At 67.7% G+C, this 11,229-nt stretch carries 11 protein-coding genes; 5 read left to right on the top strand and 6 right to left on the bottom strand.

Features of this window, described 5'->3' with window-relative positions; genetic code table 11:
• Positions 1 to 106: 106 nt before the first annotated feature.
• The gene (locus tag H074_RS37235) at positions 107 to 847 is read left to right on the top strand and encodes a flavin reductase family protein (protein ID WP_235096981.1); all 741 of its coding nucleotides are present in this window, start codon (positions 107 to 109) and stop codon (positions 845 to 847) included.
• Here the strand turns inward: H074_RS37235 and H074_RS37240 are convergent.
• A complete protein-coding gene (locus H074_RS37240; RefSeq protein ID WP_007035271.1) occupies positions 796 to 3,243 on the bottom strand; it encodes a P-loop NTPase fold protein in 2,448 nt (815 codons plus the stop codon). The two genes, H074_RS37235 and H074_RS37240, sit on opposite strands and share 52 nt — an antisense overlap.
• 109 nt (positions 3,244 to 3,352) lie before the next feature.
• Between H074_RS37240 and H074_RS37245 the strand changes: the two genes are divergently transcribed.
• Positions 3,353 to 4,603, top strand: a complete 1,251-nt coding sequence (locus tag H074_RS37245; protein WP_007035272.1) for an MFS transporter — start codon at positions 3,353 to 3,355, stop codon at positions 4,601 to 4,603.
• Here H074_RS37245 and folE read toward each other — a convergent pair.
• Positions 4,593 to 5,189: a GTP cyclohydrolase I FolE gene (gene folE, locus H074_RS37250; RefSeq protein WP_007035273.1), complete on the bottom strand. Its 597-nt coding sequence runs from the start codon at positions 5,187 to 5,189 to the stop codon at positions 4,593 to 4,595. The two genes, H074_RS37245 and folE, sit on opposite strands and share 11 nt — an antisense overlap.
• 134 nt (positions 5,190 to 5,323) lie before the next feature.
• Between folE and H074_RS37255 the strand changes: the two genes are divergently transcribed.
• Entirely contained in the window at positions 5,324 to 6,040 is a 717-nt protein-coding gene (locus H074_RS37255) for a helix-turn-helix transcriptional regulator (protein WP_007035274.1), read from the top strand.
• A gap of 5 nt (positions 6,041 to 6,045) precedes the next feature.
• Here H074_RS37255 and H074_RS37260 read toward each other — a convergent pair whose 3' ends face one another.
• Positions 6,046 to 6,498, bottom strand: coding sequence for a carboxymuconolactone decarboxylase family protein (locus H074_RS37260; RefSeq protein ID WP_007035275.1), 453 nt, complete (start codon positions 6,496 to 6,498; stop codon positions 6,046 to 6,048).
• A 72-nt stretch (positions 6,499 to 6,570) separates the two neighbouring features.
• Positions 6,571 to 7,266, bottom strand: coding sequence for an SDR family NAD(P)-dependent oxidoreductase (locus H074_RS37265; RefSeq protein ID WP_007035276.1), 696 nt, complete (start codon positions 7,264 to 7,266; stop codon positions 6,571 to 6,573).
• A gap of 106 nt (positions 7,267 to 7,372) precedes the next feature.
• On the opposite strand from H074_RS37265, the gene H074_RS37270 reads away from it, so the two are divergent.
• On the top strand, positions 7,373 to 7,963 hold the full coding sequence (locus H074_RS37270) for a TetR/AcrR family transcriptional regulator (RefSeq protein WP_007035277.1): 591 nt from the start codon (positions 7,373 to 7,375) through the stop codon (positions 7,961 to 7,963).
• Here the strand turns inward: H074_RS37270 and H074_RS37275 are convergent.
• Entirely contained in the window at positions 7,960 to 8,751 is a 792-nt protein-coding gene (locus H074_RS37275; protein WP_007035278.1) for a glycosyltransferase, read from the bottom strand. The two genes, H074_RS37270 and H074_RS37275, sit on opposite strands and share 4 nt — an antisense overlap.
• Before the next feature lie 10 nt (positions 8,752 to 8,761).
• Positions 8,762 to 9,391, bottom strand: coding sequence for a class I SAM-dependent DNA methyltransferase (locus H074_RS37280; RefSeq protein WP_007035279.1), 630 nt, complete (start codon positions 9,389 to 9,391; stop codon positions 8,762 to 8,764).
• A 155-nt stretch (positions 9,392 to 9,546) separates the two neighbouring features.
• Between H074_RS37280 and H074_RS37285 the strand changes: the two genes are divergently transcribed.
• Positions 9,547 to 9,891 carry an MmcQ/YjbR family DNA-binding protein gene (locus H074_RS37285; RefSeq protein ID WP_039924477.1) on the top strand — a complete coding sequence of 115 codons (345 nt, stop codon included), beginning with the start codon at positions 9,547 to 9,549 and terminating at the stop codon, positions 9,889 to 9,891.
• Positions 9,892 to 11,229 lie beyond the last annotated feature (1,338 nt).

An 11,229-nucleotide genomic window follows, 5' to 3' on the forward strand; every position in this document is an offset into this window, starting at 1 on the left:
GGAAAGGGTAAGCGCTCGGGCGGCGCGAAGCCGTCCGCCGACGGTGTCGATCGCGACGTCCGATTCACGCCAGCCTTCCGCACGAGAGGCGGCGAAGCTGGCGAACGTGACAGTTACCACCTCGGCGGCCGAGGCCGCGCACACCCGTATCGAGCCCGGAATCCTCTACTTCGGCACCCCGGTGGTGCTCCTCTCGACGGTCGACCAGGCGGGTGCCCCGAACCTCGCCCCGATGTCGTCGGCGTTCTGGCTGGGGTGGCGGGGCATGCTCGGACTGGGCGCGAAATCCAAGACGGCGCAGAATCTCATGCGCAACCGTGAATGTGTTCTGAATCTCCCTTCCGACGCGCTGGCGGCCGCCGTCGACAGGCTGGCGCTGACCACCGGATCGGATCCCGTCCCGGCCCGCAAGTACGAGCGCGGCTACCGGCACGAAGCGGACAAGTTCGCCCGCGCCGGGCTCACCCCGGTCACCTCGGAAACGGTCCGGCCGCCGCGCGTCGCGGAATGCCCGGTGACGATGGAAGCCGTCGTCGAGGCCGTCCACCCTCTCGCCGAGGACGACCCGAAACAACGCGGCGGCGTTCTCGTGTTCGAGGTCCGCGTGCTGCGCGTCCACGTCCACGACGACGTGCGGATGCCGGGCACCGACGACCGGATCGACCCCGACCGGTGGCGGCCGCTGATCATGAGCTTCCAGAAGCTCTACGGCCTCGGCCCGCAGGTCCATCCGTCGACATTGGCGAAGATCCCGGAGCGGCTCTACCGGGGACCCGACATCGAGCGGTCGCGGGATCAGTCGTCGCGGGCGAACGAGAACCGGTTCACCAGCGGCAACCAGCGCTGATAGGACGCGGCCAGCAGTGGCCACGATTCGCCGGACAGGCCGCGTTCGAGCTTCGGCCGCAGTTCGTGGTCGTTCATCGACGACACGATCTCGAGAGCGCTGTCGTCAGGGTCCGTCGCGTCGAGGCCGGTGAACCATCGGACGGCCTCCGGATGTCCGACGTGGACCGCGAGCAGTACCAGTACCGCGCGGAACGGTGCCTCGCGGTCGCCGTCGGCGAGGAAGCCGGCCAGTTCCTCTCCGGCGAAACGCGCCCGCAGCAGGCGGTACAGGTTCAAGAGTCTCTTCGCGGCCCGCGGGGACCGGATGAGCGGGGCCAGCGTCGGCAGGAAGTCCAGTTCCGCCGTGGATATCACCAGTCGAGGAGGTCGTACGTCTATTGTGGACTGTTCGGACGACGGTTCCGGCGCTTCCACGCGAGGAGGAGGATCGGTCGCGACCGGAGAAGGGCGGTCGCCGGTGGCCCGATCCGTTCCGGCGGGCGCGGGCGACGGAGTGGCGTCCTGGAGCTGCGTGTCGGCGAGCCCGCGCACGAGCCCCGCGAACCCTGGATCGTCCATGGGGGACAACGTGAACGGCACCTGGAAGATCTTCTCGAGGTAGTTCTCGGCGAAGGATTCCGGATCGTCGCCGAGCATCTCCTCGTAATGCTGCTCGACGGCCTTCTTGAGCCAGCGGGAGTCGACGCCCACCACGACGACGAACACCGGCAGCGCCAGCAGGAGATGGATGGCTTCGAGGACCTGGACGACGACCTTGGGCGGGCAGCGGTCGAGGTCGTCGATGTAGAGCACGGTGCGTTCGATCTTCCCGGAACCGTGCGGTACCTCGGCGAGCATGGTCGCGAACGTCTCGAGATCCTTGCGCAGCAACGAGACCACGCCCAAGTGCTCGACGTAGTCCGAAACCCGGGACTCGGCGAACGACACCAGGTCCTGTCCGGGCGCCAGTTCGGTGACGGCTTTTTCCAGCCGGTCGGATTCGGCATCCAGTTCGGCAAGGCGCCGCTCGGTCTCTTCGTCCTCTTCGGACGGACCGCCGAGTTTGCCGAGCGCCTGGTGGATCCGGTCCGCGCTGGCGCGCATCCGCAGGACGACGGTCAGCGCGGAACTCACCACCGTGAGCCCGCCGAGCACTCCGGAGACCTGCGACCGGCCGACGAGCAGCGTGACGACCAGGACCGCCACCAGCCCGCCGATCAGGACCAGCAACGGAACCGGATCCCGCCGCAGCCGTCGCCGGAATTCGGCGACGTCCGAACGCAGTCCGCCGGTCTCCTGGGCAAGCCGTTCGAGATCCTCGGCGGTCGGCTGATCGACACCGATCCTCGACGCGATCCATGCCTTGTCCGCCTCCGTAAGACTGTCGAAGACCGCGCGGACGTACTCACGCGGCTTCCGTCGCCTTCGGTTCGCCTGCTTCTGCCGGGCCGTCAAGGTTCTGCGTTCGAGGCGGACCGCGCTGAGCCTGCCGAGCAGGGTCTCCTCGGTCTTGCGGCGTTCCGCGAGCAGGTCGGCTTGGCGCTGAAGGTCGTTCTCGGCGCCGCTCGCGGCGAGGTTGTCGAAGATGTGGGTGGCGAGACTGGCGAGAAGGTTCGCTTCGCTGTAGTGCCAGGCGTTGAAACTGATCTGGCGGACGCTCGAACAGTAGGAGGACACGGACTTCCCGTGCGTGCCCGCCTCGGTTTCGGCCGCCCGCGCGGAATCGGCGAGTTCGCGGACGCGCAGTCGCATCTGGCGCATGAAGAAGCTCTTGCCCGAACCCCAGCTGCCGAACAGGCCGATCGACAGGGGAGGGGTGATCATCCGGGACACCACCAGGTCGGCGAGCATGCGCACGTCGGCGCCGATGCCGAGGCGGTCGACGCCGTCGTCGGTGTCGGGCCGGTAATCGGCGACGTGCGCGGCGAACGGATCGAGCGGTGGATCAGCTGGGGCAGGAGGCCAGCTGATTTCGCGTTCGGTCAACGTGGTCAGCAGGGCCGCGGCACCGTCCCTGGTGAAGTCCTGGACGTTGAGCACGTAACTGGTGTAGGGCGAAAGGGAATCAGGGATGTACTCCAGTGGCTGGCCAGGCAGCATGACCGGCAAGATCCACTGGAGCTTGGCGCTCTTCAAGAGGTCTTCGTTCACCGGTGGCGGATCGAAGCGATTCCCGCTGTCGATGAGACGCCGGTACTCCGCCGAGGCGATGGCCAGGATGAAGTCCGTCTTGCCGATCTGGTCGGCCGCCCATGCTGACCAGGCGTGTCCGGGGACGCCCGCCCACTCGTGCAGTGACACGTCGATTCCGGCCTCCTCCCGGAGGAAGGTGGCCAACCGTCGAACCGTCTCGACGTGCTTGCCCGAGTCGCGCGCGTAAGAAATGAAGACCCGAACCGGGCCGTGAGCGTCCACCCGTACCTACCCCTCCCAAGGCCGAACGGAAGGGCAGTCTAGAGGGCGGCTACTCAGCTGTGGGTGAAACTCCGCCTCCGCTCGGTCACCGGTCGCTACGTTGGATCTCATGACTGGGGAACGGCTCGACGGCAGGTACGCGAAACTCTGGGCGGCGAGTACGACCTCCGCGCTGGGCAGCGGTCTCGCGACGGTGGCGGCTCCGTTGCTGATCGCCTCCCGCACCGACGAACCGCTCGTGGTCTCGGGCGGGTTCGCGGTGGCGTGGCTGCCTTGGCTGCTGTTCTCGCTACCGGGCGGGGTGCTGGTCGACCGGGTGGACCGGCGGAAGCTGATGATCACCCTGGACTGGATCCGCGTGCCCGCCGTCGCACTGCTGGCTGTCGCGATCACGACAGGGAACGTCAGTATCGCGCTGCTGTACGCCGTTCTCTTCGTGATCAATTCGAGCGAGGTCGTGTTCCGGACGGCGAGCGGGGCGATGCTGCCCGCGATCGTCCCGAAGGCGTTGCTGGAGCGGGCGAACGGGCGGCTGTACGCCGGGACGACGCTGGCCCACGGCATGCTTTCCGGGCCGCTGAGCGGATTCCTGTTCGGCATCGCGGCGAGCATTCCGTTCTACGTCAACGCCGGCACGTACGCGGTCAGCGCACTGCTGCTCGGGCTGATCGTCGGCGCCTATCGATCGCGGCCCGGCGACGATCCCGGTGAGCCGGTCGCGCGGCGCTCGATGCGGTCGGAGGTGGCCGAGGGGTTCCGGTGGCTGGCCGGTCAGCGCCTGCTGCGGACCATGGTCGGGTTGATCGGCATGCTGAACCTGACGCTCGTCGCGGCCACCTCGGTACTGGTACTGCTGGCGAAGGAGCGGCTGCAACTGGGTTCCGTCGGATACGGCCTGCTCTTCACCTGCATGGCGGTGGGCGGGCTGTTCGGCTCGGTCGCGGGTGCCCGGCTGATCGCCTGGTGCACGCCGACCTGGACGTTGCGGGTCGGGCTGCTGATCGAGGCCGGTACCCACCTGGTGCTGGCGACGAGCACGAGCGCGCCGGTGGTCGGGGTGACGTTGTTCCTGTTCGGGGTGCACGGCGCGCTGTGGGGCATCGTCGGCAGTTCCCTGCGCCAGCGGCTCACCCCGCCGGAGATGCTCGGCCGGGTCGGCAGCACCAGCCTGTTCATCATCGCGGGCGGCAATTGCGTCGGCGCGCTGCTCGGCGGCGCGGTGGCGTCGAAGTTCGGGCTGACGACGCCGTACTGGGCCGGTTTCGTGGTGGCGATGATCGTTTCCGCGCTCACCTGGCGGGTGTTCGACCGCTCGGTCGTCTCCGCGGCCTACGCGGAAGAACCCGCTGTCAGCCGTTGATGCCGGTGAGCGCGAAGAATTCCTGCCGCGAACGGGCGTCTTCGCGCAGCGTGCCGAGCAGGGTGGAGGTGACGGTGCTCGAACCGACGGCCTGGACACCGCGCAGGGTCATGCACGAGTGCTCCGCCTCGATCACCACGCCGACTCCACGGGGCTCGAGCTGCTCCTCGAGCCAGTCGGCGATCTGTTTGGTGAGCCGCTCCTGAACCTGCGGACGGCAGGCGAAGTGCTCGACGATCCTGGCCAGCTTGGACAGGCCGAGGATCCGCTCGCCGGGCAGGTAACCCACGTGCGCGACCCCGACGAACGGGAGCAGATGGTGCTCACAGACGGATCGCACCGGGATCCCCCTGGCGAGGACGAGTTCGTCGTAGCCCTCGTCGTTGGGGAAGGTCGTGAGGTCGAACGGCCGAGGGGTGAACAGCTCGGCGTACGCGCGCGCCATCCGGCCCGGGGTGCCGTGGAGGCTCTCGGAGTCCAGCGAAATGCCCAGTGCGGTGAGGAGATCGGCGGCCGCGGCCTCGGCGGCCGCCAGGTCCGGCCCCGGCCCGGTTTCGTGTACGACGCGCAAGGCGGGAGTGGACATTGGGCCTCCTAGGCTGAGCGCGATCCCCAGTGTATTAAACCAAGAAGTTTGGGCTTTTTGCTACCCGTCGGCTCATCCTACATGGTAGATCCGCCCTGGAGGATGTTCCGCCGGTTGCGATAGGCGATATCGTGGTGAACGTGACAGTGCCCGACCCGGACGGCCTCGACGCCCCCGCAATCGCCGCGGTGGCGGCGCTCGACGACGACCTCCGTCGCGGCATGTACGCCTACGCCCGGCATGTGAGACGCCCCGTCACTCGGGACGAAGCGGCGGCCGCGGTCGGGATCTCCCGCAAGCTCGCCGCCTTCCATCTCGACAAGCTCGTGGCGGCCGGACTGCTCAGATTCGGCTTCGCGGCCGGTCCGGTGGTGAAGGTGGGGCGCAGGCCGAAGGTCTACGAACCCGTCGACGAGGCCATTCAGGTGCAGCTTCCCGCCCGGCGTCACGAGATCCTGGCAGGCATCCTCGCCGAGGCCGTGCTCGCCGAAGGGACCGGCGAGACCGCGAAGGAAGCCGTGCGGCGGGTGGCGGGGGAGCGCGGCTTCGCACTGGGTGAGGAGGAACGCGCTCGGACGCGACCCGGGAGGCTCGGCACGGAACGTGCGCTCACCGTGGCCGAAGGAGTGCTTCGCCGCTACGGCTTCGAACCGAGCAGGGACAGCAGAACCTGCGTCCGGCTGCGGAACTGCCCGTTCCATCCGCTGGCCGCGGAGGCCCCGGAACTGGTCTGTGGGATCAACCAGGCCTTCCTGGCGGGTTTCCTGAACGGCGTGCGCGCCGGGAACGTGGAGGCTGCCCTCGTTCCCGGCACGGCCGAGTGCTGTGTGGAGCTACGGCAGGCCGAGTAGGCCGATCAGGCGGCGCCGGCGATCTGCCGCGTGGCGACGTTGAGCCGGTTCCAGGTGTTGATGGCGGCGATGGAGAGGACCAGGCTCGCGAGCTGCGTTTCGTCGTAGTGGTGAGCCGCCTCGTTCCAGATCTCGTCGTCGACCGGGTCGGCCCGGTCCGCGATACGGGTGAGGGCCTCGGCCAGCGCGAGCGCCGCACGTTCGGCGTCGGTGAAGTAGGCCGTGTCGCGCCACGCCGCCACGGTGAAGATCCGCTCGTCGGGCTCGCCCGCCTCGCGCAGTTCCTTGGTGTGCATCTCCAGGCAACCGCTGCACCCGTTGATCTGGCTCGCGCGGACGTGCATGAGGTAGTGCGTGGTCTTCGGGACACCGGTGTCCCCGGCCGACTCCGCCAGCGCGATCAAAGCCTTCAGGGTGCCGGGGTTCGAGAGAGCGGGGTTCGGGATCCGGGTTTCCATACTGTTCTCCTTCAGATTTCCGTCTTGCTTTCACCGCACTGACGGATCCCCGAAGGGAGATGTGACCGGGTTCTACCAAGGCACCACTTTGCCGTAGAGATCCAGGAACTGCAGACCCGGCGCGCCTGCCTGTGCTTCGAGGACGTCGACGACGGCGGGCATGCTCTCCTCGGGGGCGAGAGGAGCGCCGGAGCCGCCGAGTGGCGTCTGGTTGTGGCCGGGGTGGATGAGGAGTTTGGTCTGCCCGTCTTCGGCGTACCGGGTGGAGTAGCTGCGCATCAGCTGGTTGAGCGCGGCCTTGCTGGCCTTGTAGGCCTCGAATCCTGGCCTCGTGTTCAGCGAGATGCTGCCCTGCCTGGACGACATGACCGCGACGGTGCCACCGGGTACGACCAGATCGCGGAGGGCTTCGAGCGCGCGCAGGGGGCTCAACGCGTTGGTGATCATGACTTCAGCGAACGTCTCGGTCGAGACCTCGGTGATCGGAAGATTCCCGCGGTCGATCGCGGCGTTGACGAACAGCAGGTCGAGTTTGGTGCCGTCGAGGCGCTCACGCAGGGCGGCCAGCTGCTCGTCGCTGGTCATCTCCAGCGATTCGACCCGCAGCCGCCCGTTCGAGGCGTCGGCTTTCTCCTGAAGGCCGCCACCGCTTTGGCGTGTCGTGGCGACGACCTGCCAGTCACGCCGTACGAGCTCCTCGGCGAGGGCCAGCCCCAGGCCACGCGAGGCGCCGATGACGAGAGCTCGGCGGTCGGAGGTATTGGGCACGAAAACTCCTTGATGGTGGAATTTTGTCTAGACGCGACGTTGCGTCTGGACGGTAGCACGGGCCCTCTCGACAGGGCGCGGCCGTGCTGAGAGGTACTGTGGCCGCATGCCAGCCGTGAATTCGCAGCCCCGCAGGGCGCGCTCCGGCAACCAGCGCGACGAGGGCGCCCGCCTGGCCGTGCTCCATGCCGCGGACGACCTTCTCGTCGAGCACGGCTTCGCGCGGCTGACCATCGAGGCGATCGCTCGCCGAGCGGGCGTCGCCAAGCAGACGATCTACCGCTGGTGGCCGTCGAAGGTCGAGGTCCTCCTCGACACGCTCATCGAGGACAGTGAAAAGCGCTTCCCTGTCCCGGCGGAGAAATCGGCTGAGGACAGCATCCGCGGCTACTTCCGCGGTTTCGCGCGGTTCGTCACCCGCGATCCGGCCGGCAAGGTCCTCCTCGCGCTCCTCGCCGAGGCGCAGCACAGTCCCGAAACGGCCAAGAGCCTTCACGACCGCTATCTCGGCCCCCGCCGGGAGCTGGAACGCGACCTCCTCGCGCGCGGAATCGAGGCCGGCGAGGTTTCACCCAAGCTCGACCTCGACGCGACGCTCGACGCCGTCGTCGGCCCGATCGTCTACCGGGCACTGACGGGTGCGAGCGTTCCCCGCGCTCTGGTGGACGCCCTCTTCGACGGACTGCTCAAGCCCTAGTACTCCAGCCACCCGGGATCAGACACGGGATCTGTGCGCGAAGGCGTTGCCCGACATCGTCGGCGCGCCAACATGACCTCGGCGCGTTCCCCGATCAGCCGCATCCGCGCGAGCCGTTCGCCGTCGTCGTTGTGCGCCGCGGACCGGGTGACCTGCCCGGCCCACTTCCGGTAGAACATGCCGCACGTGGAGACGAAGTAGCCATCGGAGCAGGCGTTGGCGGCGAGGATCAGCCCGGTGTCCTCCGACGCGGGCAGCGCCATCCAGCCGCCCAGATCCAGCAGCAGGTCGCGGCGGATGCACAAGGTCCCGGCGACCACGGGCGACACGTAGTCGTTGCGCTGCCAGTACCGAAGGATCGCCCCTCGTTCGATCCGGCCCTCCTCGGGATCGCTGTCGACGCCGGCCGTGGTCCCGTCCGGGAGGAGGTCGAGGACCCGGCAGGTGGTCCAGTCGATCGCGGGGTCCTCCAGCGCCGAGATGTCCCGCGCGAGCGCGCCGGGCGCCAGAAGGTCGTCGGCGTCGAGCGCCTTGATCAACTCCCCGGAGCCGCGGGACAGGGCCATCATCCGCGCCACTCCGGGACCGCCCCGGCGACCCGAGCCGGGGAGTACCCGCTCGTCGGCGGGGAGGACGCCGTCGAGCAGACCGGTCTCGCCGTCCTCCTGGACCAGCCATTCCCAGGTCCAGCCCGGCGGGAGTTCCTGCGCGGCGAGCGATGCGTACGCCTCGGCCAGGTACGGCAAGCTCGGCGGGTGGACCGGGGTGATCACGCTGATGACCGGCATGAACGCAACGTTAGCCCGGGCGGCGGGCGGTGATCAGCAGGTGCTCCTCCGGCGGTGTCCCCGGCTCGTCCGCGGTGAAGATTTCCGAATGGGTGCCGGTGACCTCCAGCCCGGCCGCCTCGACCCGCCGGACGAGGTCCTCGGGTGCGAAACTGGTCTCGAGAAAGGTGCGCCCGAAGAACTCCGCCGGCACGTCCTCGGCGTCCCGCGGGACGGTGACCAGCGCGAAAAGACCACCCGGCACCAGCCAGCGCGCGATGTCGGCGAGCACGGCTTCGGTGTCCTTGCGAGGCATCTGCAGGAACGGGAAGAAGGCGCAAACGGCCTCCCAGGTCTCGGGCGGTGAGGTCCATTCGCGCACGTCAGCGTGGACGAAGGTGGCGGCCGGGACTTGCTCACGCGCGAGATCGATCATCACCGAAGACACGTCGAGCCCCGTCACCCGATGCCCGGCGGAGGACAGGTCCTCGGCCACCGGCCTGCCGGTTCCGCTGCCGATGTCGAGCACTCTCGACGACGGCGACAAGGTGTCCAGCAGATGCCGCACCGCCTTGTCGACCGCCGGGGCCCGTCCGAAGACGTCTTCGTAGGCGGAACCGATGGCGTCGAACAGTTCCGCCGCAGTGACAGGCCGGTCCATTTCGCAGCTCCCCGGATCGAGTGGATCTCCCTCGGGTGAATCTACCGTTCGGGACGGTTCGTCGTCTCGCGGCCGATGGGCGTCCTCAAAGGACGATGTGCCCGGACGGGCGTTTAGACTGGGGCTGACGGAGTTCCTGGGGTTTGGGGTTCAAGATGAGCGTGTCGAGTGACGAGTTCCACCGGATGCTGAAGGCGCTCGCCGACGTCGAGCTTTCCGAAGCGAAGGAGTGGGAGTCGTTCAGCGTTCGCGGGAAGCGGTTCGGCTACTACTGGCCGCGGACCCAGACCGTCGGGCTGAAGCAGACCCTCTCGGAGCAGGAGGCCCTCGTGGCCGAGCGGCCCGACGTCTTCGAGGTCCAGTTCACGGCCGGGGGATTCGGCTGGGTGGTGGTCTACCTCGACGGCATCGAATCCGACGAGCTCACCGAATTGGTCTACGAGGCATGGCGGCTTTCCGCTCCTGAGGAACTCGTCGCCCAGGTCCCGCCGCCCTGCTGAGCGTTATCGCGTTCGTGTGTTGACGTTCGTCACTCGTTCCGCCGGGAACATTTTCCGAGTCGTGGCGTTGTAGAGGATGTCGGTACGGATGGTGCCCCCGGGCCTCACCCTTCGCCTTCATGGAATACCGGTCCGGCCGGAGCCATGTCGTGCCTTTCGCCGAGAGGCGGCCCACCGTATCGGCCTTCGCTCCCGCTTCCGCTCGCAGGCGACCCCCAGGCCTTCGCTGAGCGGGAGCGGGTCTTTTTGTTACCTGGTAAATACTTGATCGAGATCGCTGCGGCCGTGGGTTGAGGTAGGTCACTACGCTTGTTCGGGAACATTTTCGCGTGCCGATGCGTTGGACGGATTGTTGGCTCTCGCTTCCGCTCGCGGGCGACCCCAGGCCTTCGCTGAGCGGGAGCGGGTCTTTTTCCCGCATTCGGGTGTAGACGCGGGTCACAGCGATTCGGGCTCGGTGCCGGGGAACATTTCGAAAAGTGGTGCGTTGTAGAGAGTGTCGGTACGGATGGTGCCCCCGGGCCTCAACCCTTGCCTTCACGGAACACCGGTTCGGCCGGAGCCGTGTTGAGCCACTCGCCGAGAGGCGGCCCCCGTACCGGCCACAAACTCCCGCTTCCTGCTCGCAGGAACCCCCAGCCTTCGCTGAGCGGAAGCGGGACCTTTTCTTCGCTGTGGGGGAGCCTGTCGCCGGTTCGGTGGCGGGCTCTTGTCTTTTGGCTCCGTCTTTGGCGTAGGTGTTCCCGTCAACCGTGCCGGTTTCGGGAAAGACGTCAACGTCCGGCGTGTCGGGTGACGATTCCTGGCGCGCGCGAATCACGAGTTCTCGTGAGGGACAAGACAGGCGCCGCGTCACGTTCGCTTCAGTGACACCAGAGAGCATGTCGACGGCGTGCTTCATGTACTTGGTTGTGTGTTCTCGAGGTTCTGATGGAGGCCTGCTTCGGGATCTGGCGTTCGCAGGCAGGTTGAATGCGAGGGTTGATCAGGGACTTGTGCGCCGCCAGGCCCGTGGCGCCGACCGAGTGGATTTGGTGCGGGTTCGCTCATTGTCCCCGCGGTGAATGGTGGGTCCCGGAGGTCGTGAGTGGTAAGGGCGGTTCTAACCGTCCTAACCACTCACGAGGCCCACCACGCGCCGACCACCTGGACCTACCCTCCACGCCGCCTCCGCCGACATCGCGAAAGCCTCTTTCGCACCATGAAGCCACCTTTGCCTTACAGCGCTGTCCGCTGGGTGGGCATGGTGAGGGGCCCGTCGCCGGTGGGCGGGTTCTAGCGATCCCCGCAACACCCTGGATTTCGGGGGTTGCGGGGATCGTGGGTTTTGAGGAGTTG

The organism is Amycolatopsis decaplanina DSM 44594, assembly GCF_000342005.1.
GTDB classification, from domain to species: domain Bacteria; phylum Actinomycetota; class Actinomycetes; order Mycobacteriales; family Pseudonocardiaceae; genus Amycolatopsis; species Amycolatopsis decaplanina.

What these genes read in the sequence shown, in the direction of transcription:
- folE (WP_007035273.1), bottom strand. Translation starts at nt 5,189, where the DNA reads ATGTCCACTCCCGCCTTGCGCGTCGTACACGAAACCGGGCCGGGGCCG.
- H074_RS37270 (WP_007035277.1), top strand. Translation starts at nt 7,373, where the DNA reads ATGCCAGCCGTGAATTCGCAGCCCCGCAGGGCGCGCTCCGGCAACCAG.
- H074_RS37245 (WP_007035272.1), top strand. Translation starts at nt 3,353, where the DNA reads ATGACTGGGGAACGGCTCGACGGCAGGTACGCGAAACTCTGGGCGGCG.
- H074_RS37260 (WP_007035275.1), bottom strand. Translation starts at nt 6,498, where the DNA reads ATGGAAACCCGGATCCCGAACCCCGCTCTCTCGAACCCCGGCACCCTG.
- H074_RS37275 (WP_007035278.1), bottom strand. Translation starts at nt 8,751, where the DNA reads ATGCCGGTCATCAGCGTGATCACCCCGGTCCACCCGCCGAGCTTGCCG.
- H074_RS37285 (WP_039924477.1), top strand. Translation starts at nt 9,547, where the DNA reads ATGAGCGTGTCGAGTGACGAGTTCCACCGGATGCTGAAGGCGCTCGCC.
- H074_RS37280 (WP_007035279.1), bottom strand. Translation starts at nt 9,391, where the DNA reads ATGGACCGGCCTGTCACTGCGGCGGAACTGTTCGACGCCATCGGTTCC.